This is a genomic window from Rhodospirillales bacterium, from assembly GCA_023898805.1.
GTDB lineage: Bacteria > Pseudomonadota > Alphaproteobacteria > Micavibrionales > UBA1664 > UBA6145.
In genome coordinates, this window is sequence record CP060260.1 from 550,540 (window position 1) to 575,506 (window position 24,967).

Consider the following 24,967-nt stretch of genomic DNA (forward strand, 5'->3'; position numbering starts at 1 on the left):
ACAGGCCATGTCGGAACTTCTGTTCAAAAAACCACCCGCAAAGGCGCGCGAGATTTTTGCGCATTTTCGCTTCATGCACGAGGAACCGCCCTTCGAATCCGATGCCGAGGGACGCGCGCGCATGGACACGCTGACAGCGCGGATTCTAAGCAGGGTGGCGGAAGGAAAATTCACTCTCTCAAGCGCGGATCTGACGGAACTCTCCTATGAATTGCGGCGCGGCGCGATCGAACAGGAATGGCTGCGCCCTTTCGCCCGCCGGCTGATCGAAACCTATTTCGATACGGGACGCACGGGCAGCATATTGGAATTGATCTACAGCGATCGCATACGCGAAATGCTGGAGCCGCTTGACCAAAGCATCACACGCGACGAGGCGCGAAAACTCGGCAAATACGCGCTCACCTATCAGCATCCGGATAATTGCGAACTCTGGTACAGGTTTTTTTCCGGCCTGTATCCGGACGTCGCGGCGGATATAAAGCGGCAACAGGCCTCGCAACGCCGCGGGAATATAAAGGACCTCTGGCGCAATATCCGCGACAATCTTCAGGAAGATTATATCGTTGTCGCTTGTACCGGCCTGAACGAATTGCGCAATAAATGGCGCGTTTCCCAAAAAGCCATCGACGCGTATGGCCGCCATGTCCTGGCGGTGTTTATCGACGCTGGCCACCCTGAATGCGCGCTCGAACTGCTGGAGGAAGCAGGCCGGCTGAAAACATTTTCCACATACGACGCCATCGGTTCTGGCACACAGGTCAAGCAAATGGCCGACGCCTTTCTGGCTGGCGGACGCATGGATAAAATCGAAAGACTGCAAACGCTTTCGCATAAAATGGGCCCGGATTTGCAACCGCAAGCCCGCGCCGCGCTGGCACCCGCGCGTGGTGCATTGCTGGAACATTTCACCCAATCCATAACGGATGCATTCACCGCCGCCACCCCCGCCGATGGCTGGAAGAAAATCGAGCGGATGAAAGAAATCCTGCAACCTGATAGCGACGAAATGCGCGCGCTTGGCACAAACATCGTCGATGCGATGCTGGCCCGGCCCGCCGCGCGCCATGTCGACATTTTGCATTTCATCAGCACGCCGGATTACGGCCTGCATTTCCGCCACGATATTTTAACCGCCGGACAGGCGCGCGCTTTATACGAATCCATGACCGCCGCGGCAACATCAAACGACCGGCCATACTTGCGCACTTCCGCCGCGATCCTTCTTGCTGAGCACTATCCGCAATACGGTTATGCCGCGCCGAAGACAGGCGAAATCCTCGATGCTCTTGCCCCGATTCTGGATCATCGCATGGAACCTGGGTTCGACGCCTTCCTGTTGATGCCGCTGCGCACGGCCGCGCACGCCCAGAACAGCGATCTGGCCCCGGTCTGGAACGCGCTGGCGCAGGAAGGCGTTGCCGACCGCCGCGCGCTGCGCGCGCTGTTTGGTAACGTCGCGACCTTTATGAATCTGGTCCAGACGCAACGCCCGGTGATCGCGCCGCTAAGCTTGAATGAACCCAACCTGTTCAGCAGATACATGGCGCCCGATAACGCCTATTTTGATGGATATGGCGCCAAACTAGGCATTGGAATCAGCGGTTTATTCGGCGTCAGCACGATCGCCTATGACCGCGGCATGCCCTTGCGCAGCAAATTCGACTTCATGCTTGTCCGCAAGCGCGAAACGCGTATGGCGGCAGGAACGCCGGTCACCGAGGACAAATTATACGCCCTTCCCCTGCTGATGATTCATGACAGCATCTATCATGCTACGCGATCCCACGGCATGGATGAAATCCTGCGGACATTACAGGACATCGAATCCATCAAAAATCACGATTACTTTCATCATCTGACGGCCAGAAACATCAACGCCTATTTCCTGGTGAACGGTGCCGCGCTGCGCGAGGGTCAGCAACCTTATGCACGCATTCTTTCCGGACGGTACGAAACCGGCATGCTCACGCTGCAAAGCGATTTACCCTTTGAATGGAGCAGAAGCTCCTATCTGCACATCTATCATTCTGATGTTGGTCGCCGTGCCGGACTGGCCAATCTGGGCGAAAATCCTTATGAATTCCATGCCCTGCACACGCATGCGCAACTTTACCGCGCCCGGCTTGATCACACGGTGACGGGACGCAAGCTGAAGAAAAAGATCGACATTTTTTTCGACGGGGTCGAAAAACTGGCCGGGCTGATACGCAAAGACCAATCTGAATGCACGGGCGAAGCCGATATCGTGATGCTGTATTACGCGGGCCTGATCTATAATAGCCTGTTATATATCGTGCCCCACACCCACCCGCTTTTGCAACAATGCGAAAAGCGCATCGACGCATTGGGCATCGATCGTAAAATGCTTAAAAACACGCTTCGGCAAAGGGCGTCTTTGCGCAAGCAAGGGACATGCGCGCTGGTCAGTGCCGAAAGCGGCGTGGACTACACGCATCCTGAAACGCTGACCCCGGGCGAAATCATGCGCTGGCAAGGTTATGCGCTGGGCCGGAAATTCCTGACACCGCTGCACGAGGCGGATGAGGAAACCTGCAAAGCGATCATGCCTTCCTTGAATACCCACCTGTCCGTCGTCAGTGGGGATTTTAAAATGGTGCGCCAGCGCGGCGGCATGGCCCAGTATGACCGCGCTCTTGCGGACTATGTCGCCGAACGCAAACGGAATAACGAGCGAAATCCGCACCTTGTCGTGACATAACCTTGAACCAAATCGGGTTTCCAGCCATTATCATGGCATGACACGACGCAATTCCATTCCCCCGATGAAGGACGAGGTCGCGGCCTGGCGGCACGACCTGCACCAGAACCCCGGCATCATGTACGAGGAGCATTACGCATCCGACCTTGTCGCGCACAAACTGGGCGAATGGGGCATCCCCTTCAAACGCGGTCTGGGCAAGACCGGCATCGTCGGCATCATCGAAGGACGGCAGAACACGTCGAACCGCACCGTCGGCCTGCGCGCCGACATGGACGCGCTGCCGATCAATGAAACCTCGGGCCAGCCATGGGCCTCGCAGGTGCCGGGGCGGATGCACGCCTGCGGCCATGACGGACATACTTCGATCCTGTTGGGCACGGCGAAATATTTAAACGAAACGAAGAATTTCGACGGCCGCGTGCTGCTGATCTTTCAACCGGCCGAGGAAGGCGGGCGCGGCGCGTTCGCCATGATGCGCGACGGCCTGTTCAAGGACGATTTGACCTGCGATGCGGTCTATGGCCTGCACAACTGGCCGCAATTGCCGCTGGGTCGCGCGGGCACGCGCGTCGGCGCCCTGATGGCCGCGGTCGACACCTTCCGCATCGAAATCGTGGGCCATGGCGGCCATGCCGCCTATCCCGCGCAATGCGTCGATCCCATCGTCGTCGGCGCGCAGATCGTCAATGCCCTGCAAACCATCGTCGCCCGCATGGTCGCGCCGCAGGACATGGCGGTGCTTTCGATCACCAATTTCAACGCGGGCACGGGCGCGTTCAACGTCATCCCCGATCAGGCCGTGATCACCGGCACGGTGCGCAGCTTCGACCCGGATGTGCGCGATACGATGGAATCGCGCCTCAAGACCATCACCACCGAAATCTGCAACGCCTATGGCGCCAAGGTGTCGGTGCATTACGAGCGCGAGATCGACGCCACCATCAACCACGCCGAACAGACCGCGATCGCGATAACCGCGCTGCGCCGCATTCTGGGGGCGGAAAACGTCGAAACCGATATGCGCCCCTCACTGGGGGGCGAGGATTTCGGCGGCATGATGATGCAGGTGCCCGGCGCCTATGTGCACATCGGTCAGGGCATGGCCGACAAGAAAAGCCCCCACAACCGCAGCCTGCACAACCCCGGCTACGACTTCAACGACGAGGTTCTGCCCATCGCCATGGACTATTTCGCCGAGATCGTGGAAACCGAACTGCCCCTGAAATAGAAAGCGGGTCAGGGTGCCCTCGCAAATTAAATTTGACAATTCCCCCGCCCATGCCCCCATAGTAAAGGCATGTCATTGACGAGAACCCGTATTTTCGCCCGTCCCCGCCAAAGCGCGGAGGGACGACGACGTCCAGGCTGATTGCCGCCCTGTGGGTGACATCGGCTTTGGAAATAACGGGTGGATGCCACCGTCTTTGCATGAACCTCCGCTTTATCCGACGCTCGCTGACTCCTGCCACAGGGCCGGTGCCAAACGCACCAGACCACGCATCGCGTACACACAGCACATGACAGGACATCGAATGACCGCCACTGCACACAGCCCAGCCCTCGCGCCGCAGGTAAAGCCGCGTTTCGCCGCCGCCGCGCGCATCGAACCCGTCGCGGCCACCAACCACGACATCGGTCAATTCATCCGCCTGCATCAACAGGTGCTGGCTGCCCTGCCCGCCCACGGCCGGCACTGGGTCAAACGCAGGCTGTTTTCGGACATCCGCAACCACGTCCGCAATGGCAATGTTGCCCTTGGCGCATTCGACGCCGCGGGCAACATGATCGGCCAATTGCTGTTGACTTTTCCCGACCTAAGGGGCGGCAAAAACCTGTTGGGATACCCGGTCGGCCCCGGCACCCACGCACCTGAACACTGCGCCATCGTCCAGACCGTTGGCCTTGCGCCCGGCCAGAATGGCAAAGGCGTGATGTCGGCCCTGCTGGATGCCGCGCAGATGATCGCCGCCGAAAATGGCCGTGCGCATCTTCTGGCCAAGACCGACCTTGAAAACACCGACAGCATCCGGTTGTTCAAACATGCCGGCTACACGCCCGGACCGGAAACCGCCGTGGCGGGCGAAGCGTATAAATGCGTGTTCATGCACAAGCCCATCGCCGCCGCCATGTTTGCAGACCAACCTTTTTTGAAAATCGCCTGAGGTCCGGAATGTCACCCGCAAAAAAACTCGCCCAAAAAATCGCAATCGGATCTGATACCGACGGCATGCGCCATTTTATCAATTTGGCCGATCTCGATGCAAAAACGCTCAAAAAGATCCTTAAAAACGCGCACACGCTAAAAAAGGACAAATACAGCCACGTCCAGATTTTTGACGGCATGTCGCTGGCGATGATTTTCGACAAACCTTCGACCCGCACCCGCATGTCCTTTGCGCTGGCATTCAAACAGCTCGGTGGCCATGTCGAGGTTTTGAACAAGGGCGACATCCAGCTTGGCAATGGCGAAAGCATTTACGACACGGCCAAGGTCATGTCGCGCTACGCCGATGCGATCATGATCCGCGCCTCGGACCACACGATGGTCGAGGAACTGGCGCGCGACGCGGAAATCCCGGTGATCAACGCGCTGACCGACGCCTCGCACCCCTGCCAGATCATGGCCGATCTGATGACCATCGAGGAACACGGCAAAAAACTCAAAGGCCTGAACGTATCGTGGTTCGGCGACGACAACAACGTCAGCAGGACCTTCGCGCAGGCCGCCGGAATTTTCGACTTCCATCTGACGATGAGCGCGCCACCCCATCTGCCCCTTGATTCCGTCGAATACCAACACCCCAACATCAGCATCGTCCGCGACCCGCGAAAAGCCGCCACCGGCGCGGATGTAATCGTGACCGACACATGGACATCGATGGGACAGACGAAAAAGGACAACACCCTGTTCATGCCATGGCAGGTAAACGCGAGCCTGATGGCGCACGCCAAAAAGGATGCGATTTTCATGCACTGCCTGCCCGCCCATCGCGGCGAGGAAGTGACAAATGAAGTCATGGACGGCTCGCAAAGCGTCGTTTACGACGAAGCCGAAAACCGCCTGCACGCGCAAAAGGCCGTTCTGGCGTGGTGCCTTGAAAACGCCCGCGTGAATGTACGCCCGCGCCCAGGCTTGTAAGCGGCGAATACTATGGCCACGCATGGCCCGGCGGGCTATAGTGGCGCCATGCTTCAGGCCGCGCCCATCCTTCGCCTTCAGGACCTCGACGTCACCTTTTCCACCGGCGGGGAACGCAGCTTCCACGCCGTAAAGGGGGCATCGTTTGAACTGCGCCGCGGCGAAACGCTGGCGCTGGTCGGCGAATCCGGTTCGGGAAAATCGGTGACCGCGCTTTCCATCCTCCAGCTTCTGCCGAAAAACACCACGCGCTATGGCGAAAAATCCGCGGTGCTGTTCGCGGGCGAAAACCTGATCGGCAAGGGCGAAACCGTGATGCGCGCGGTGCGCGGCTTGAAAATCGGCATGATCTTTCAAGAACCGATGACCGCGCTCAACCCGCTGCACACCATCGAACGCCAGATCAGCGAGATGTTGACCGTTCATGGCGGCCTCAACGCCGCCGACGCGCGCGTGCGCGTGCGCGAACTCCTTGACCTTGTCGGCCTGCACCGGCTGAAATCCCGTCTTGGCGCCTATCCGCACGAGCTTTCGGGCGGCCAGCGCCAGCGCGTGATGATCGCGATGGCACTGGCCAACAATCCCGATATTCTGATCGCGGACGAACCGACCACCGCGCTGGATGTGACGGTTCAGGCCCAGATCCTCGAATTGATGCAGGACATCCAGCGCAAACTGGGCATGGCGATTTTGCTGATCACGCACGACCTGACCATCGTGCGCAAAATGGCCGCGCGTGTCGCGGTGATGCAGCACGGTGAAATCGTCGAACAAGGCCAGACCGACCACGTCTTCGACGACCCGCAACACCCGTACACCAAACGGCTTCTGGCCGCCCAGCCGCGCGGCACCGCGCGACCGGTGCCCGATGGCGCCCCGTTAATCATGCATGCGCGGGACATCCGCGTGCATTTCCCCATCCGCACCGGGTTCTTCGGCCGCGTGACCGATTACGTGCGCGCGGTCGACGGCATCGACCTGAGCGTCCGTGCGGGCGAAACCCTGGGCGTGGTCGGCGAATCCGGGTCGGGAAAATCGACGCTGGGCATGGCGCTTTTGCGCCTGAACCGCGCACAGGGCGAAATCACGCTGGAAGGACGGCGCATCGACACGCTTGCCGGTCCGGACCTGCGAAGCTTGCGCGCCGACATGCAAATCGTGTTTCAGGACCCGTTCGGCTCTCTCTCTCCGCGCATGAGCGCGGCCGACATCGTTGCCGAAGGTCTGCGCATCCACCGCCCGCATCTGGGGCCGGACGAACGCGACGCCATCGTCGTCGCCACGATGAAGGACGTCCAGCTCGACCCCGAAACGCGCCACCGCTACCCGCATGAATTTTCGGGCGGTCAGCGCCAGCGTATCGCCATCGCCCGTGCGCTGGTGCTTGAACCGAAATTCCTTGTGCTCGACGAACCGACCTCGGCGCTGGATATGTCGGTACAAGCCGAGGTCGTGGACCTGCTGCGCGGCCTGCAGGAACGCCGCAACCTCGCCTATCTGTTCATTTCCCACGATTTGCGCGTGGTCCGCGCGCTGGCCCACCACGTACTGGTGATGAAGGACGGCAAAATGGTCGAACACGGCCCCGCCGAAAGCCTGTTCGCCGCGCCTAAAACCGATTACACAAGGGCGCTGATGGAAGCGGCCTTTGAAATCCGGGCCCAGGCTGCGTAAAAAGGCTGCGTAAAAAGGCCGCGTAAAAAGCTTGCCATACCCGCAAAATCCGGGCATAAACGCCCAAATTCACTTTTGCACCGGCACACCCCCGGTTTGTTTTGAGGGGAGGGATTTTTTTGGTTCAGGTATCAGTTCGTGACAACAACGTCGAACAGGCGTTGCGCGCACTCAAGAAAAAGCTGCAACGCGAAGGCGTTTTCCGCGAGATGAAGCTCCGTAAACATTACGAGAAGCCGTCGGAAAAGAAAAAACGCGAAGCGTCCGAAGCCGTCCGCCGCTGGCGCAAGATGGAACGCAAGCGCAAGGATCGCTAAAAAACAAAAAACCGCCCTTTCGGGCGGTTTTTTTATGGCTGCACGCGAACCCGGATGGCGGACAAAGTCTGCGCGGGCACATATTTCGGCGCGACACCGGCAAAGCCGGAATCCGCGCCCCGTGCCGATGAAAAGAAAACCACGCCCAGCACAAACATGCCAACCGCCCCCGCCGCGATAACGCGCGGCGAACGAACGGCTTTGCACAAATCCCGCAAACTGACGGGTTCGTCCCTGCTATCCACACCGCAATAACGGCGCCCGTATCCCAGACCGTTCGGATCGTAAGCCATCACACACCTGTTTTTTTCTCTATACCGCCGGTTTGCCCGGCTTTTAATATTTACATAAATATAGCAGTGGGTGATACGATGTCAAAATTCCCGCCTGCGCCCAAACGCCGCAGCCCCGCGCGATAGCGTGAGAAAAACCCGCCTCAGGCCGCCTCGGCCACCCAGGGATTGACGATGTTCAGATGCGGCGCGGCAATGGAATCGCGCGTCACAAGCTGCAGATTGTGTTTGAGCGCGAAAGCCGCCTGTAATCCCGCGATCGCGCTCAGACGCGAATCCAGCCTGCCCGCGAGCGACCCCCAGAACGCCGCGACTTCGGGCGTCAGGGTCAGGATATGGCCGCGAAACCACGATTGCATGTCGGTCAGGATCCAGCGCATCAGCGCAGTGCGCCGGTCGGGATCGTTGACCTGGTCCAGCGCCGCCATAAGCTCGCCGACGGTGATGGCGGAAACATAGAATCTATCCTGATCGACGCTTTCCATCCACGCCGTGACCTGCGGCGACGGATCGGGCCGCAGCGTTTCAAGCAGAACGGACGTATCAAGCAGATAGCCCTGTGCGTTCTGGGTTTTTCGGCTCACAGCGCGAACTCCCGCGTTTTGCCTTCACGCTCCGCCGCAAGCTCCATGCCCGAAAGCGGCGAGGAGCGCATCAACGAGAGAAGCGAGGGTTTTTGCGCGCTCAGCGCCTCGTAATCGCGCACGGTCATCACCACGATTTCCGGCTTGCCACGCAATGTCACCATATGCGGCCCCTTGGCCTTGACCCGGCGCACGAATTCGGAAAATTTGGCTTTGGTATCCTGTAGGCTCCACGAATCCATGACGGCTCCTGACTATTGAACTGGTCAGGACATTTAGACCGGCGCGCACATCCCCGTCAACCACTCCGCCAAATCCGGCGGAACAAGCGGCGCCAGCACCGCCAGCACCCGCGCGTGATAGGCGTTCAGCCACGCCTTTTCGTCCGCGCGCATAAGGGCAAGGTCGAGCGCACGCGTATCGAAAGGCGCCAGCGTCACGGGGTCGAGGCGCAGATATCCCGGCATGTCTTCGGCGGGCACGACAAGGCAAAGATTTTCAAGCCGGATGCCGAATTTCCCTTCCAGATACACGCCCGGCTCCACCGACATCAAAATCCCCGGCTTCAGCGGCTCCGCCGCACGCGTGACCTTGGGCGAAAAATTGCACGGGCCTTCATGCACGTTCAGGCAATACCCCACCCCGTGCCCGGTGCCGTGCGCGTAATCCAGCCCCGCCTCCCACAGCGGCGCGCGCGCCAACGCGTCCAGTTGCCCGCCCGACGTACCTTCCGGAAACACCGCGCGCGCCAGCGCGATATGCCCGCGCATCACCAGCGTGAAGGCGGTTTTCATCTCCGGCCCCGGCGTGCCGATGGCGACGGTGCGGGTGATGTCGGTGGTGCCGTTCAAATACTGCCCGCCGGAATCGATCAAAAGCAAACCATCCCCCGTCACGGTCTTGATCTGATCGTCGGGCACCTGCCCGTGCACGAAGGCGCCGTTGGCGTTGAACCCGACGATGGGGTCGAAACTGCGCGTGAAACAGGCGGGGTCGAGCGCGCGCATCTCCAGCACCAGCGCCTCGATCTCGCGTTCGCGCAGACCGGGCCGCGTGTCGATCGCGTGAAGAAAGCGCACCACCGCCACCCCGTCGCGGATATGCGCATCGCGGATGCCCGCCTGCTCGACCACGTTCTTGCACGCCTTGGACCATGTCACGGGGTCGGGCATATGCGCGACCTGCGCCCCCGCTCCCTCCAGCGCCGCGCGAAACCATGCGGGCGTGTTCCAATCATCGATTCCCCACGCCCGCACCCGCCCGGCCAGCGCGGCCAAACCCGCGCCAAGCGCCGCAAGCGGCTGCACGCTGACCCTGTTGCCGAACGACGCCGCAATCGCGGGCGCGGAACAATCGACATCGGTAAACAGATGCACATGCCCGGCTTCGGCATCCACCAGCGCATAACCGTGCACCACCGGCGCGATGGGCAATGCGGGCACCCGCAAATTCAACAGCCACGAAACGGAATCGGGCCGCGTGATCGCCGCCGCCCCCCGCCCGCCCGCGCGGATCAGGCCGCATATCTCGTCGATTTTTTCATCCACCCCGCGTCCGGCATAGACGATGGCGTGCGCGATCGCGGCCTGCCGCGCCAGCCCCTTGTCGCCCCACGCCGCATCAACGGGATTGCCCTGCGCGGGTTTAAGGGGCACGACCTTGCCCATCGCGTCGATTTCCGCCCTGGTATGCAAAAACGGATCGTAACCCAGCGCCTGCACCGGCTTCAGATGGTCGCGCGCCCATGCTTCCGGCCGCACCTTGCCCGCCTCGTCGACAATTTCGTAAAGACCGGTGTCGATCTGGCTACGCGCCGAAAGCGTGTACCGGCTGTCCACGAACACCGCCGCATGATCCATCGTCACCACAGCCGACCCCGCCGACCCGCGAAACCCGGTCAGCCAGCGTAGACGGTCCGACCCGTCGGCGGCACGGTTGCGGCTTTGAAACGCATCGGCATAAGGCACCATGAACGCGTCCAGACCCTGCGCGCGCATCGCGGCGCGCATCGCGGCAAGACGCTGCTCTGGCGTTTTCGGATCGAATTTGACATCATGCGTCATCGGATTCACCGGGGGCATAGACAAATGGCGGATACCGACACTGTGGGGCATATCGTCGTTTTTGGCAACGAGAAGGGCGGATGCGGCAAATCCACCGCGGCGATGCATACCGTGGTCGGGTTGCTGCGCCTTGGCTATCGCGTCGGCACCATCGATCTCGACGCGCGTCAGGGCACGTTTTCGCGCTATATCGCCAACCGCTACCGCACGCGTCTGGCCGCCGACCGCAGCCAACCCATCCCGCGCCATGTCGCCATTCCCGTTTCGCACGCCGCCACGCTGGAAGAACGCAAGGCCGAGGAAACCGGAAAATTCTTCGCCGCGCTCGAAGACCTGACCCGCGACAACGACTTCGTGGTGGTCGACACGCCGGGCGCGGATTCGCACCTCAACCGCCTTGCCCACCGCTTCGCCGACACGCTGGTGACGCCGGTCAACGATTCCTTCATCGACCTCGACCTGCTGGCCCAGTTCGATCCGGACAACGGAAACCTGCAAGCGCCCAGCGTCTACGCCCGCCACGTCATGGCCGTGCGCGAAGGCCGCAAGAAGGAATTGAACATGGGCTTTCGCTGGATCGTCATGCGCAATCGGATGAGCCCCCACAACCTGAAAAGCAAGCGCGACATCGGCGCGATCCTCGCCGACCTTGGCGCACGCATGGGCTTCACCTATGTCCCCGGCTTTACCGAACGCCTGATCTTCCGCGAAATGTTTTTGAAGGGCTTGACCCTGCTCGACCTGCCCGGCGGGGAAAGCGGCAAGGGGTTAAGCCCCTCGCAACTTGCTGCGCGGGCCGAAATCCGCCACCTGATCCACGCCGTGGTGCCCGAAGACATGCGCATCGCCCTGGTCCGCCGTAAAAAAGCGGCTTCCGGCACCGCCTGAACCCGAAAAAAGCGCGGCAATTGCTTTTCCCGCGCTTTTCGGCCAAAGTCGCGCCAATGACAAGCAATCCTACGACCGATCTCAAACGCCCGATCCGCAAGGCGGTTTTTCCCGTGGCCGGGCTTGGCACGCGCTTTCTGCCCGCGACCAAGGTTCTGCCAAAGGAAATGCTGCCGCTGGTCGACCGCCCGCTGATTCAGCGCGCGGTCGAGGAAGCGCGCGAGGCGGGGATCGAGGAATTCATCTTCGTATCCGGCCGCGGCAAGTCGCTGGTGACCGAACATTTTGAATACCAGCCCGAACTGATCATCGCGCTCAAGGAAAAGAACAAGACCGCGCTGCTGGAAAAAGTCCGCGCCAGCAATCTTGAATCCGGCTTTTTCTCCTCCATCCTCCAGCAAAATCCGAAAGGCCTGGGCCACGCCATCTGGTGCGCGAGCAAGATTCTGGGCGACGAACCTTTCGCCCTGCTGCTGCCCGACGTCATGGTGCTTTCGCAAGGGCGCGGCTGCACCGCGCAGATGATCGACGTTTACGCGAAGACCGGCGGCAACGTCATCGCCGCCGCCGACGTCGCGCGCGAGGACGTGGGCAAATACGGCATTCTGGACGTCGCGGACCAAAGCGCCGACACGACCCCCATCCGCGCCATGGTCGAAAAACCGAAACCGGCGGACGCGCCATCGACCCTTTCCATCGTCGGCCGCTACATCCTCCAGCCCGAGATATTCAAAATCCTTGAAACCCAGAAGGCCGGTTCGGGCGGCGAAATCCAGCTGACCGACGCGATGCAGACCCTGATGCGCACGCAGCCCTTCACCGCGATGCGCTTGAAGGATTCCTATTTCGATTGCGGCCACCACACCGGCTTTATCGAGGCGAACATCGCCTTCGCGCTCGCCGACCCCGAATTCGGGCCTGAAATGCGCCGCATCCTTGCCCGCTACTCGCATGAATCCGCCCGCGATGCCGCATAGTTTCGACCCCGGCATCCTGCGCGAATACGACGTGCGCGGCATCGTCGGCCAGTCCTTGACCGAGGCCGACGCCAAAACCCTGGGCCTGACCTTCGGCACGACGATTACCCGCGCGGGTGGCAAAACCGTGACCTGCGGGCTGGACGGCCGTCTTTCCTCGCCCGCCTTGCACGCGGCGCTGTGTGCGGGATTGCTCGAAACCGGCTGCCATGTCACCACGCTGCCCGTGGGCCCGACGCCGATGACCTATTTCGCCGCGCACCACCTTGGCGCCGACGCCGCGGTGATGGTGACCGGCTCGCACAACCCGCCCGAATATAACGGCTTTAAAATGGTCCTGTTCAACAAGCCGTTTTACGGCGCGGCGATTCAGGATCTGGGCCGCATGGCCGCCGCGAACGACATCGACCGCGCGCAAGGCGGAACGCAAGACGCCGCCGACATCCGCGACGCCTATGTCGATCGCCTGTTGGCCGATTTCGTGCCGGATCGCGAACTTAACGTCGTCTGGGACGCGGGCAACGGCGCGGCCGGTGAAATTCTCATGCGCCTTGTCGCCCGCCTGCCGGGGCGGCACACGGTACTGTATGGCGACATCGACGGGCGCTTCCCCAACCACCACCCCGATCCCACGGTCGATGAAAACCTTGCCGACCTGCAAGCCTGCCTGAAGGCCGAGCGCGCGGATCTGGGCATCGCGCTCGACGGCGACGGCGATCGCATCGGCGCGATCGACGAACACGGTGGCGTCATTCGCTGCGACATGCTGCTGGCCCTTTACGCCGCCGAAGTGCTGAAATCCAGCCCCGGCGCGACGATCATCGGCGACGTCAAATGCTCCGGCGCGCTGTTCGCCGAAATCGACCGGCTGGGCGGCAAACCGCTGATGTGGAAGACCGGCCACTCGCTGGTCAAGGCCAAGATGGCCGAAACACATTCGCCACTGGCGGGCGAGCTTTCGGGCCATATCTTTTTTGCCGACCGTTATTACGGCTTCGACGACGCGCTTTACTGCGCGATCCGTCTGCTCAACATCGTGGGTGCGGGGGATGCGCCCCTTTCCGGGCATTTCGCGCATCTGCCCGCGCGGCTGGGCACCCCCGAAATCCGGTTCGAGGTCGACGACGCGCGCAAATTCGACGTGGCCCGCCGCCTCAAGGACCATCTGGCCGAACTTTTCGCGGGCGAAAACTATACCCTGACCGACATTGACGGCATCCGCCTTGACGGGCCGCGGGGCTGGCTGCTTGTCAGGCCGTCCAACACACAGCCCGCGATGGTCGCGCGGATCGAGGGCGAAACCCCGGAAATCATGGATCTTCTGCGCGAACGGCTGGTCGCGGCGCTGGCGCGGGAACAACTTGGTTTACCCGGCACGAATAATCATTAGAATCGGGAACTGAACCCAACCCCGTAAAAGGGCCGCACGATATGACCAGCAACGCCGCCGAAATGCCGAAACCTGTTTCCGATGCCACGCCGGAACCGTTGGCCGGAACCATGCCCGATCCATCGATCGGTCTGCAGGTGCGGGTGGTCGAATTGCTGTGCTCGCGCATCTGTCACGATCTGGTTTCGCCTGTGGCCGCGATCGCGAACGGGGTCGAGCTTCTGGGCGAAATGGGCGCGGACGGCTTGAACGACGCGCTTGGCCTGCTTGGCCATTCCGCGCGGCAGGCCTCGGTTCGGCTTCAGGCCTTTCGTCTGTGCTACGGCGCGGGCGGGTCGGAATCCCTCGTTTCCGGCAAGATGATCTACGAAGCCTTTTTGCACTTCATCGAATCCGACCGCGTCAAGCTGGACTGGGATTTGATGAACGACGTCCCGGACGAAGACCTCAACCCCGGATTCTTCAAGATCCTGTTGAACGCGATGCTGTTCGCGCGCGAATGTCTGATTCGCGGCGGCACCGTCGCGGTGAAAAAGGACGGCATGACCATGCGCGTGACCGCGACCGGCGAAACCGTAACCATCCGCGAAGGCATGGCGGAAGCCCTTTCCGGCGCCTTGCCCGTTTCGCAGCTTACGCCCAAGACCGTGCATCCGTACGTCACCCACGCCTTCGCCAGGCATTTCGGTTTTCCGCTTACGCTTGAAGCCGGCGAAAATACCCTGACCCTGACATTGACCTACACCCCCGCCGACCCGGTGGCGGAAACCGAATTGCCGGACCTTGCATGAGCGCCGAAAAAAAATCCGTCTACAAACCGAAATCCATCAGCGGCTTCCCCGAATGGCTGCCGGAATACCGCGCGGTCGAACAGCGATGGATGGACCATCTGCGCCGCGTGTTTGAATCCTACGGCTATTGCTCCATCGAAACCCCCGCGGTCGAGGAGCTGGAGGTTCTGGCCGCAAAGGGCGAGGTCGACAAGGAAATCTACGTCCTTCAGCGTCTACATGCCGACACCGAGGACAAGGGCGAGGCGCGACTCGCCCTGCATTTCGACCAGACGGTCCCCCTCGCCCGCTACGTCGCCCAGCATTTCGGCGACCTCGCCTTCCCCTTCAAACGCTATCAGATGCAAAAAGTCTGGCGCGGCGAACGCCCGCAACTGGGCCGTCTGCGCGAATTCTACCAATGCGACATCGACGTCATCGGCGTCGAAACCCTGCCCCTCGCCTTCGACGCGGAAATGCCTTCGGTGATGTACGAGGCGCTGCAGGGCCTGAACATCGGCCGCACGCAGATCCGCATTTCCAACCGCAAAATTCTTCTGGGCCTGATCGAGGCGCTGGGCATCGCCGACGCGATTACCGTGACCCGCATCGTCGACAAGCTGGAAAAGATCGGCGCGCCCGCGGTCGGCGGCATGCTGCGTCAGGAACTTTCACTGGACGAAAACGCCGTCGACGCGATCCTGCATCTGGCGCAGATACGCGGCACGGCGAACGCGCTTGGCAAAATCGACGCGCGAAACGCGCAGATGGAGGAAGGGCTGAAGGAACTCACCTTCGTGATGGAACAACTCGGCGGCATCGACGCCGTTGCCGACCTCTCCATCGTGCGCGGCCTCGATTATTACACCGGCACCGTGTACGAAACCGCGCTGCTCGACGTGCCGGAATTCACGGGCTCCGTCTGCTCCGGCGGCCGCTATGACGATCTGGCCGGGTCGTACATCAACCGCCATTTGCCCGGCGTCGGCATTTCCATCGGCTTTACCCGCCTGTTCGACGTGCTCTCGCACTTCAAGCGCATCCAGCCCGCGGGCAAATGCCCGACCCAGGTGCTGGTCGTCCTGCCGTCGGAAGAACGGCGCAAGGATGCCGCCGAAACCGCAAAAATCTTGCGCGCGCGCGGCATGAACGTGGAACTGTACCACGCCCCGCAAAACGTCCGTAAACAGATGGAATACGCGAATAAAAAAGGGATACCCTATGTCTGGTTCCCGCCCTTCGACGACGCGGGAAGACACGAGGTCAAGGACATGCGATCGGGCGGACAGGCTGATGCCGATCCAAAAATCTGGACTGCGGGATAATCCGGTACAAGCTGGAATTCGTCTGCTTTTGCCGCAAGGACGAGAAGAAAGTGCCCTGCCCTGCCATTGCAATGACGGAGCAATGACGGAGCAATGACGGAAAAAAATTAAAAATCCTCGTCAAGAGTATCAAGACCCGCGAAGGCCGACTGTGACGCCCAGAACCGTTCAAGCTGCTTGAGCGAAGCGTTGAGCAGATCCAGCTTCTCCTTGGACAGATCCGTGGTGCGGATCAGCTCCTCGTGCTTCTGGTACATCTTGGTCAGCGCGGTATTGAGCTTGCGCCCCTTGTCCGACAAGCGCACGCGCACACTGCGTTTATCGTGTACCGATCGCTCCTGGACGATATACTCGTTCTCGACCATCTTCTTGACGTTGTACGACACGTTCGAGCCCATGTAATAACCGCGCAGCGTCAACTCGCCCACGGTCAGGTCGTCGTCGCCGATATTATAAAGGATCATCGCCTGAACGTTATTGATGTCTTGAATGCCAAGCCGGTCCAGCTCCGCCTTGACCACGTCGAGGAACCGGCGGTGCAGGCGTTCGATCAGCTGAATGGAGTCGTGATAGGCGTTGCTGAGCACGGGAAAACTCCGGGAAAATGGTTCAATCCATAAAAGTATTCACGAATTGTCCTGATAAAAGGTTAACTCTCTGGATTCCCCAAGTAAAGGGCAACAAGTTTATCGTCGACCTGATCCAGCCGCGCGGGCGACCAGCGCGGGGCGCGGTCCTTGTCGATCACGGCGGCACGCACGCCTTCGGCGAAATCCGGCACGGTCAGAAAGCGAAGCGCAAGCGCCAGATCCCGCGCGATCACGGTTTCAAACGTCTCGCCCCGCGCCTTGCGAATATGTCCAAGCGCGATTTTGACGGCAAAGGGCGCGCGGGCCTCGATATCCATCGCGGTTTCAATGGCGAAATCGCCGCCCTCGGACCGCAGGGCGTCGACGATCGCCTCGACCCTGTCATGGGCAAAACAGCGGGCGATCATTTCTTCATGCCGGCGCAAAATTCCGTCATCCGGCACGGGTTGCGCGGTTTGGTCCAGCGCCGCCGCCACCCCTTCACGCGCCGCCCCCTCACACACAAGCACCGCGCGAAAGCGGGGAAAATCGTCCATGGGTACATACGCATGCGCCAGCCCGATATGGATCATGTCCGCCGCCCCGACACTGTTGCCGGTCAGCGCCATATAGGTGCCAAGCTCGCCCGGCACGCGCGCAAGGTTGAAGACCGCACCGACATCGGGAAAGAAGCCGATTTTAACCTCCGGCATCGCGAACCGCGTCGCCTCGCACGCCACCAGATGTGACCCGTGCCCCGAAACGCCGTACCCGCCGCCCATGACGATTCCATTGAGGTACGATACAAAAGGCGCACGCTTATAAGCGTGGATTTTAGCGTTCAACCCGTATTCCCGCCGGAAGTAATCCGCCGGAATTTCCGGCCGCCCGGCGCGGATCGCCAGCGCCTGTGCCTTGATGTCCCCGCCCGCGCAAAAGGCGCGGCCAGCGCCGTCAAGCAGGATGGTCCGCCCTTCTGCCGTATCGATCGCCTGCCCGATCCCCGCCAGCATCCCGTCCGAAAGCGCGTTCAACTGCGCCGGGCGGTTCAGGCGGACATGGACAAGCCCGCCCTCTTCCTCTAGAACGAGGTCTTCATCCGAAAGAGGCTGTAATGAGTGTTCTGGCACCCCAGTCATGGCAAAAGACTATATCCGAAAACGCCGATGGCAAAGCCGCGGCCCAAACCGCCTTTCCGCGCACGCGGATGCGCCGCACGCGGGTAAGCGAGGGGATGCGCCGTTTGGTGCGCGAAACCGCGCTTGAACCCCGGCACCTGATCCTGCCCCTGTTCGTCGAGGAAGGGCTGGACGAACGCACCCCCATCCGCTCGATGCCCGGCGTTTTCCGCGAGACCGAGGCCAGCGTGGGCGCGCTGGTCAGGGAAGCGCAGGCGCAAAACCTCGGCGCCATAATGCTGTTCGGCGTCAGCCGCCACAAGGACGCGACAGGCTCCGATTCCATGCGCGCGGGCGGGCTGCTGGACCGCATGGTCCGCCGCGCCAAGGACGCCGCCCCTGAAATGGTGGTGATCCCCGATCTGTGCTTTTGCGAATACACCGACCACGGCCATTGCGGCCCGCTGGACGACAACGGCTATGTCATCAACGACGCAACCATCGAAAACATCGGGCGTCAGGCCGTGGTCGCGGCCCGCGCTGGCGCAGACATCGTGGCCCCGTCGGGCATGATGGACGGACAGGTCGGCGCGATCCGCGCTGCGCTCGACGCCGAAGGGTTCGACAACCTGCCGATCATGGCCTATGCGGCGAAATACGCCTCCAGCTTCTACGGCCCGTTCCGCGAGGCGGCGGGATGCTCCCTCAACAAAGGCGACCGCAAGACCTATCAGATGGACCCCGCCAACGGCGACGAGGCCCTGCGCGAAGTCGCCCTTGATATCGAGGAAGGCGCCGACATGGTGATGGTCAAACCCGGCCTGCCCTATCTCGACATTCTCTGGCGCGTAAAGGACACGTTCAAAATGCCGACCTTCGCCTATAACATCTCGGGCGAATACGCGATGCTGCGCTTTGCCGCCGAGGCCGGGGCGCTGGATTACCAAAAGGCGATGATGGAAATGCTGATGTGCTTCCGCCGCGCCGGGGCCGACGGCATCCTGACCTACGCCGCCATCGACGCCGCGCGGGAGCTCAATAACCGCTGAACACACCCCCTAATCTCTAGGGCTGGCGCGCATGGACCGCATGCGCGCCAGCTTTTTTATGTGCAATCCAAACAAATGCAATTAACCCGTTATCAACGCTTGTATGTTCCTCTAGAATAAGGAGAAAATTTTAATCGTCTTTTATGAACCCACAGACTTCAGACATTAAGGATCAGCGCGACCGCTTTCTGGCGTTCGCCTTCGCCGGCGCCGACCTGATGATCGAGGTCGATGCCGACGGCACCGTGCTTTACGCGCTTGGCGCGACCAAGGGCATGACGGGTTCCGCCGATGGCACGCTGACGGGCCGCAAACTGGGCGATATCTTTGCGCCACGTGACCGCGGGCTGGTATCGACCCTGTGCGGACGCGCCAAACCGGGGCAGCGTTTCGGCCCCGTCCTTGTCAACCTCAACGACGAACACACATCCTTCCGCAAGGCGATGCTCTCGGGCCTTTCCATGCCCGACCGTCCGGGCCGCGTATTCCTGACCCTGTCAAAAGGCACGATCGCGCAAGTCGCCGAAAGCAAGGCCGAACGCGCATCGTCCGAAGCCGCGCTGATGGATGCGGAAAGCTTCGCCGCCGCCGCGCTTGATGTCATCGCCGCCTCCGACACGCTGGGCCAGTCCGTGGGCATGACCTTGGTCGATATGCCGCAGGTCGGCGACTTTAAAAACCGCATCGGCGCCGAACGCTGGTCCACCTTCCGCGAGAGTGTTTCAATCATGCTGCGCTCCTACGCCGCCGACGGACGCACTGCCGGGACCATGGGCGACGGACGGTTCGGTGTGGTGCACGGCACGAACGTCACGGCCGATGCGATCCGCGCCGACATCGAATCCTTGGCCCTCGACAGCGATCCGGAAAACCGGGGCACCGCCGCCGAAGCCAACGAAATCGACCTCGACAACGATACGCTTTCGGAACGCGAGCTGGCCAAGGCGCTGATGTACACGATCAACCAGTTTGAAAAGCAGGGCCAGGGCCTGACCCTGAATAATCTGCAAAAGGGCTTTGAATCCTTCCTTGAATCCAACGCCCAGAAAATCAGCGAATTCAAGACCATCATCAACCAATCTCGCTTCGACCTCAAATTCCAGCCCATCGTCGATCTCGCCACCGGCGAGCCTGCGTATTACGAGGCACTGGTACGTTTCGATGGAAACAAATCGCCCTACGATTCCATCGTGTTCTGCGAAGATGTTGGCCTTTCACCCGAACTTGATCTGGCGATCTGCGGCAAAATCATCAACTATCTGGTGTTCAATTCGAAGGGCAAAAAATTCAAGGTTTCGGTCAACCTTTCTGGCGTCTCGATCCAGAACCAGCGTTTCATCGACAAGCTGCGCAACAAGCTGGAACCGCATCTGAAATCAGACATCCCTTCGCGCCTGATTTTTGAAATCACCGAAAGCAGCCAGATCACAGACCTAGACAAGGTCAACACCTTCGTCCGCGCCCTGCAGGACGATGGATTCAAGGTCAGCCTCGACGATTTCGGCGCGGGGGCCGCATCCTTCCAGTATCTGCACAAGATCCACGTCGACTCGGTCAAGATCGACGGCCAGTACATCACCAACATCCTGTCCTCGGACCGCGACCGCTCGATGATCTCGAACCTCGTGCGCATGTGTGCCGATCTAGACGTCAGCGTCGTCGCCGAACGTGTCGAAACCCGCGAACAGGCCGATGCGCTGCGGGCGATGAACGTCGCGCTGGGTCAGGGCTATTATTTCGCCAAACCGCTGGACGAACCGGATTACCAGACTAAACTGCGGGCATGACCGATATCGACCTGATGCGTCTTGCGGCCGAACTCGGCCTGAAGGCGCCGCATACGGAAAACGAACTCGCGGTCGGCTGCGTCATCGCCGATCAGGCTGGAAACGTCGTCGCCACCGGATTTTCACGCGAAGACGGGATCGAGCAATCCCACGCCGAAGATATCGCCCTGCGCAAACTGTCCCCCGGCATCGACCCCGCGAAACTTAAACTCTATTCCACCGTCGAACCCTGCGGCACGCGCCTCTCGGCCGGACCGACCTGCACAAGACGAATCATCGAAACCGGAATCCGCGCGGTGTATTACGCCATGCACGAACCCGATCACTTCGTACACCAGAACGGCATCGCCCAGATGCGCGACATAGGTATGTATGTCGAACATCTGTGTGATGACATAATTTTCGCCGCCGTTGAAAAAGCGAATCCGCATATCGCATGGGCGCGCAAACGCGCATCTTGACCGCGCTTCGCGCGCCTGCGCTTTTCCCTATTGTCGTTACTTTTTGCTAACGCAAGTTAACGTAAGCTGGAACATGCAAACACCCTTGGTTTTCGGGCGCGATTCTTGTTATGATTCCAACACGAAACGCACCGTTTTATTTCAATAAATCAAGGCGCTAAACCGGCAGGGGCAAGAAAGCCATGGATGATCTTATTGTCGAATTTTTGACCGAGACCAACGAATCCCTGGCCGAAATCGACCTTCAACTCGTGGGTCTTGAACAAAATCCCAACGACAAAAACCTGCTCGGCTCCATTTTCCGCCTGATGCACACCATCAAAGGCACATGCGGGTTTTTGGGTCTGCCGCGCCTTGAAACCGTCGCGCACCGCGCCGAAAACGTGATGGGCCGTTTCCGCGACGGCACGCTGGAAGTCACCCCGGATTACGTCACCCTGATTTTCGAATCGATCGACCGGATCAAATACATTCTGGGCGAACTGGAAGCGAACGAGAAAGAGCCCGAGGGTGCCGACACCGACCTGATCGAAAAACTCGACGCGGTTTACGAAGGGCGCGACGTCCCGGCTTCGTCCGCCGCGCCCGCCCCGGCCCCTGCGCCCGCTGCCGAGCCGGTGGACGCGCTTCAGGCCCTGTGGGACGCGACCCCTGGCCCCGTGGGCGATCCGTTTGCCGAAGAACAACCCGCGGCACAGGCCACCCCGGCCCCCGCGCCCGCGCCTGCTGCGGCGCCCGCCCCGGCTGCGCCCGCTGCCAAACCCACGACCGAGGACCACACCGCCAAGGAATCGTCGCTGGCCAACCAGACCCTGCGCGTCAACGTCGACGTGCTCGAAAACCTGATGACCATGGTTTCGGAACTGGTGCTGACCCGCAACCAGCTGCTTCAGATTCAACGCACCGCCAAGGGCACCGAATTCGGCGCGCCGCTGCAACGCCTCAACCACGTTGTTTCCGACCTGCAGGAAGGCGTGATGAAAACCCGCATGCAGCCGATCGGCGCCGCGTGGTCGAAACTGCCGCGCATCATCCGCGACCTCAGCCACGAACTGGGCAAGAAGATCGAACTGGTGATGTCGGGTGAAGATACGGAACTCGACCGTCAGGTGCTCGAACTCATCAAGGACCCGCTCACCCACATGGTGCGCAATTCGGGCGACCATGGCATCGAAACGCCGGCCGACCGCCTGGCCGCGGGCAAACCCGAAATCGGCAAGATCTGGCTGCGCGCCTATCACGAGGGCGGGCACATCATCATCGAGATCAAGGACGACGGCAAAGGCCTGAACACCGACCGCATTCGCCAGAAGGCGATCGAAAAAGGCATCGCCAGCGCCGACGAACTGGCGCAGATGAACAAGAAGCAGATTCACATGTTCATCTTCGACGCCGGGTTCTCGACGGCGGAAAAGGTGACATCCGTTTCCGGCCGCGGCGTCGGCATGGACGTGGTGCGCACGAATATCGAAAAAATCGGCGGCACCATCGACCTGGTGTCCGAGGAAGGCAAGGGTTCCACCTTCACCATCAAGATTCCCCTCACCCTCGCCATCGTTTCCGCCCTGATCGTCGAGGTCGCGGGCGAACGCTACGCCATCCCGCAACTTGCGGTACAGGAACTGGTGCTTGGCTCCGACAAGGGCGAAAACCGCATCGAATACATCAACGGCACGCCGGTTTTCCGCCTGCGCGACCATCTGTTGCCGCTGGTGACGCTGCAAAAACTGCTTCACCTGCCTGACTTCAAACCTGCCGACGACGTCGCGCGCGCATCGGGCAACAACCGCTACATCGTGGTCACCAAGGTCGGCGACTATGTCTTCGGCATCATCGTCGATCGCGTATTCGACACCGAGGAAATCGTGGTCAAGCCGCTGGCCCGCATCCTTCAGGATATCGAGATGTTCTCCGGCAACACCATTCTGGGCGACGGCTCGGTCATCCTGATTCTCGACCCCGCCGGCGTGGCCAAAGCCACGGGCGAAATCAAGGTCGCAAGCGCCGACGCGGCGGAAGCGGTCGAAACCGCGTCGATCCGCCATGAAGGCGCGCGCACTTCGCTTTTGCTGTTTTCCGCCGGCGATGCGATGCCCAAGGCGGTGCCCCTGGCCCTCGTCGCGCGGCTTGAGGAAGTCGACACCGCCCGCATCGAACATTCCGGCGGCAAGATGCTGATTCAATATCGTGGCGGCCTGATGCCGCTGGTCAAGTTCGCGGACGACATGGTCCTGCACGTCGACCGGCCGCAGCAGACTCTGGTCTTTTCCGACGGCAACCGCTCGATGGGTCTGATGGTCGAAGACATCATCGACATCATCGAGGACGTGATCAACGTCCAGATCGGCTCCGACCGCCCCGGCTTCCTTGGCTCAGCGATCATCCGTGACAAGGCGACGGACATTATCGATGTCGGCGCCTACCTGAAGACGGCCTATAAGGATTGGTTCAAGGACCACGGCGAAGACGATTTCGACCGCGACGAAATGAAACGTCTGCGCCGCGTCCTGATCGTCGACGACAGCCCCTTCTTCCGCAACATGCTCACGCCGCTGCTTTCGGTCGCGGGGTACGAGGTCGTGACCGCGGAAAGCCCGCTGCGCGCGTTGGAGCTACAGGAACGCGGCGAGGAATTCGACATCATCATCTCCGACATCGAAATGCCGGAAATGTCCGGCTACGAATTCGCCGAAAAGGTGCGCGCACATGAAGGCGCCTGGAAAACCACGCCGATGGTGGCGCTGACCAGCCATGCCACCAAGAACGACATCGAGCGTGGAATGCAGGTCGGCTTCACCAAATACGTCGCGAAATTCGACCGCGACACGCTGCTCAACACCCTTTCGCAGACACTGGCCGAACAGCGCCACGGGGAGAAAATCGCATGAGCCTGACCGGGGAAGTTACAAAATTCCAGAAACGCCGGGCGGGAGAAACCGATTCCGCGCCAAGAACGACCGAATTCCTGACCATCATGATCGGCCAGCAGATGTTCGGCATCCCCGTGATGCAGGTGCAGGACGTTCTGCGCCAGCAGAACGTCACCCGCGTTCCGCTGGCCCCGGCCGAGGTCGCAGGCGCGCTCAACCTGCGCGGGCGCATCGTTACCGCCATCAACGTCCGCTGCCGACTCGGCCTTGAGGACCTGCCCGCCGGAACAAAAACCATGGCCGTAGTGGTCGAACATGAAAATGAGCTCTACAGCCTGATCATCGACAAAGTGGGCGACGTGCTCTCCCTCCATAACCGTGATTTTGAACAAATCCCGCCGACCATGGACGACACCTGGCGGGAAATCGCCACCGGCATATATCGTTTGGACAAACAATTGCTGATCGTGGCCGACATTGCACGGCTGTTGCGTCATAGCGTGCATTAAGGCACCCTTAATCGGCATTTTGATAAAATTACGGGAATTGCCGCCCAATAAAGGGCATGAAAGGATCTGACGATGAAATCCTGTCTGGTCGTGGACGATAGCCGCGTGGTCCGCAAGGTCGCCCGCCGCATCATCGAGGAACTGGGCTTCAACTGCGACGAAGCCGAGGACGGCGTCCAAGCATACGAATTTTGCCAGAAACAGATGCCGGATTCGATCCTGCTTGATTGGAACATGCCCAACATGTCGGGCATCGAGTTTTTGGAAAAGTTGCGCGCCATGCCGGGTGGCGACGCGCCCAAGGTCGTTTTTTGCACCACCGAAAACGACATGTCCTTCATCCAGCGCGCGATCATGGCGGGCGCCAACGAATACATCATGAAGCCGTTCGACGGCGAAATCGTATACAACAAATTCTCTCAGGTCGGCCTGATCTAAGCCTTCCTTCTTAAGACAGGA

23 protein-coding genes are annotated in these 24,967 nt (G+C 60.7%); 17 read left to right on the top strand and 6 right to left on the bottom strand.

Features of this window, described 5'->3' with window-relative positions:
- The first annotated feature begins 7 nt into the window (after positions 1–7).
- From H6866_02735 to H6866_02760, 6 genes are all read left to right on the top strand, one after another.
- Positions 8–2,722, top strand: coding sequence for a hypothetical protein (locus H6866_02735; GenBank protein ID USO08151.1), 2,715 nt, complete (start codon positions 8–10; stop codon positions 2,720–2,722).
- Positions 2,723–2,759: 37 nt separating this feature from the next.
- On the top strand, positions 2,760–3,953 hold the full coding sequence (locus H6866_02740) for an amidohydrolase (protein USO08152.1): 1,194 nt from the start codon (positions 2,760–2,762) through the stop codon (positions 3,951–3,953).
- Between the two features lie 304 nt (positions 3,954–4,257).
- Positions 4,258–4,887 (top strand): GNAT family N-acetyltransferase, encoded by a 630-nt coding sequence (locus H6866_02745; protein USO08153.1) that lies wholly within the window; start codon positions 4,258–4,260, stop codon positions 4,885–4,887.
- 8 nt (positions 4,888–4,895) lie between these two features.
- Positions 4,896–5,864, top strand: a complete 969-nt coding sequence (gene argF / locus H6866_02750) for an ornithine carbamoyltransferase (protein USO08154.1) — start codon at positions 4,896–4,898, stop codon at positions 5,862–5,864.
- Between the two features lie 48 nt (positions 5,865–5,912).
- Complete coding sequence (locus H6866_02755; protein USO08566.1) at positions 5,913–7,538, top strand: ABC transporter ATP-binding protein; 1,626 nt, start codon at positions 5,913–5,915, stop codon at positions 7,536–7,538.
- 119 nt (positions 7,539–7,657) lie between these two features.
- A complete protein-coding gene (locus H6866_02760; protein ID USO08155.1) occupies positions 7,658–7,855 on the top strand; it encodes a 30S ribosomal protein S21 in 198 nt (65 codons plus the stop codon).
- 32 nt (positions 7,856–7,887) lie between these two features.
- Here H6866_02760 and H6866_02765 read toward each other — a convergent pair whose 3' ends face one another.
- From H6866_02765 to H6866_02780, 4 genes are all read right to left on the bottom strand, one after another.
- Complete coding sequence (locus H6866_02765) at positions 7,888–8,148, bottom strand: hypothetical protein (GenBank protein USO08156.1); 261 nt, start codon at positions 8,146–8,148, stop codon at positions 7,888–7,890.
- A 143-nt stretch (positions 8,149–8,291) separates the two neighbouring features.
- A complete protein-coding gene (locus tag H6866_02770) occupies positions 8,292–8,732 on the bottom strand; it encodes a PIN domain-containing protein (GenBank protein USO08157.1) in 441 nt (146 codons plus the stop codon).
- Positions 8,729–8,974 carry a type II toxin-antitoxin system Phd/YefM family antitoxin gene (locus H6866_02775; protein ID USO08158.1) on the bottom strand — a complete coding sequence of 82 codons (246 nt, stop codon included), beginning with the start codon at positions 8,972–8,974 and terminating at the stop codon, positions 8,729–8,731. Before H6866_02775 ends, H6866_02770 begins: the two co-directional genes overlap by 4 nt.
- A 33-nt stretch (positions 8,975–9,007) precedes the next feature.
- Positions 9,008–10,795: an aminopeptidase P family protein gene (locus H6866_02780; protein USO08159.1), complete on the bottom strand. Its 1,788-nt coding sequence runs from the start codon at positions 10,793–10,795 to the stop codon at positions 9,008–9,010.
- Positions 10,796–10,819: 24 nt separating this feature from the next.
- On the opposite strand from H6866_02780, the gene H6866_02785 reads away from it, so the two are divergent.
- The 5 genes from H6866_02785 to H6866_02805 are packed head-to-tail and all read left to right on the top strand — an operon-like array spanning position 10,820 to position 16,145.
- The gene (locus tag H6866_02785; GenBank protein USO08160.1) at positions 10,820–11,683 is read left to right on the top strand and encodes an AAA family ATPase; all 864 of its coding nucleotides are present in this window, start codon (positions 10,820–10,822) and stop codon (positions 11,681–11,683) included.
- A 56-nt stretch (positions 11,684–11,739) separates the two neighbouring features.
- Entirely contained in the window at positions 11,740–12,660 is a 921-nt protein-coding gene (locus tag H6866_02790; protein ID USO08161.1) for a UTP--glucose-1-phosphate uridylyltransferase, read from the top strand.
- Positions 12,650–14,050 (top strand): phosphomannomutase/phosphoglucomutase, encoded by a 1,401-nt coding sequence (locus tag H6866_02795; GenBank protein USO08567.1) that lies wholly within the window; start codon positions 12,650–12,652, stop codon positions 14,048–14,050. Before H6866_02790 ends, H6866_02795 begins: the two co-directional genes overlap by 11 nt.
- Positions 14,051–14,091: 41 nt before the next feature.
- Positions 14,092–14,841, top strand: coding sequence for a hypothetical protein (locus tag H6866_02800; protein USO08162.1), 750 nt, complete (start codon positions 14,092–14,094; stop codon positions 14,839–14,841).
- Entirely contained in the window at positions 14,838–16,145 is a 1,308-nt protein-coding gene (locus H6866_02805) for a histidine--tRNA ligase (GenBank protein USO08163.1), read from the top strand. The genes H6866_02800 and H6866_02805 overlap by 4 nt, the downstream gene beginning before the upstream one ends.
- Positions 16,146–16,252: 107 nt before the next feature.
- On the opposite strand, the gene H6866_02810 is transcribed toward H6866_02805, so the two are convergent.
- Together H6866_02810 and H6866_02815 are read right to left on the bottom strand one after the other, a co-directional pair.
- Positions 16,253–16,699: a MarR family transcriptional regulator gene (locus H6866_02810; protein USO08568.1), complete on the bottom strand. Its 447-nt coding sequence runs from the start codon at positions 16,697–16,699 to the stop codon at positions 16,253–16,255.
- Positions 16,700–16,794: 95 nt separating this feature from the next.
- Entirely contained in the window at positions 16,795–17,853 is a 1,059-nt protein-coding gene (locus H6866_02815; protein ID USO08164.1) for an enoyl-CoA hydratase/isomerase family protein, read from the bottom strand.
- On the opposite strand from H6866_02815, the gene hemB reads away from it, so the two are divergent.
- The 6 genes from hemB to H6866_02845 all read left to right on the top strand — a co-directional run bounded on the left by hemB (position 17,829) and on the right by H6866_02845 (position 24,946).
- On the top strand, positions 17,829–18,881 hold the full coding sequence (gene hemB / locus H6866_02820) for a porphobilinogen synthase (protein ID USO08165.1): 1,053 nt from the start codon (positions 17,829–17,831) through the stop codon (positions 18,879–18,881). The genes H6866_02815 and hemB overlap by 25 nt on opposite strands.
- Before the next feature lie 143 nt (positions 18,882–19,024).
- On the top strand, positions 19,025–20,668 hold the full coding sequence (locus tag H6866_02825) for an EAL domain-containing protein (GenBank protein USO08166.1): 1,644 nt from the start codon (positions 19,025–19,027) through the stop codon (positions 20,666–20,668).
- The gene (locus tag H6866_02830; GenBank protein USO08167.1) at positions 20,665–21,129 is read left to right on the top strand and encodes a dCMP deaminase; all 465 of its coding nucleotides are present in this window, start codon (positions 20,665–20,667) and stop codon (positions 21,127–21,129) included. Before H6866_02825 ends, H6866_02830 begins: the two co-directional genes overlap by 4 nt.
- Positions 21,130–21,311: 182 nt before the next feature.
- Complete coding sequence (locus H6866_02835) at positions 21,312–24,017, top strand: chemotaxis protein CheW (GenBank protein ID USO08168.1); 2,706 nt, start codon at positions 21,312–21,314, stop codon at positions 24,015–24,017.
- A complete protein-coding gene (locus tag H6866_02840) occupies positions 24,014–24,508 on the top strand; it encodes a chemotaxis protein CheW (GenBank protein ID USO08169.1) in 495 nt (164 codons plus the stop codon). The genes H6866_02835 and H6866_02840 overlap by 4 nt, the downstream gene beginning before the upstream one ends.
- 72 nt (positions 24,509–24,580) lie before the next feature.
- Positions 24,581–24,946 carry a response regulator gene (locus H6866_02845; protein ID USO08170.1) on the top strand — a complete coding sequence of 122 codons (366 nt, stop codon included), beginning with the start codon at positions 24,581–24,583 and terminating at the stop codon, positions 24,944–24,946.
- The last annotated feature ends 21 nt before the right edge of the window (positions 24,947–24,967 follow it).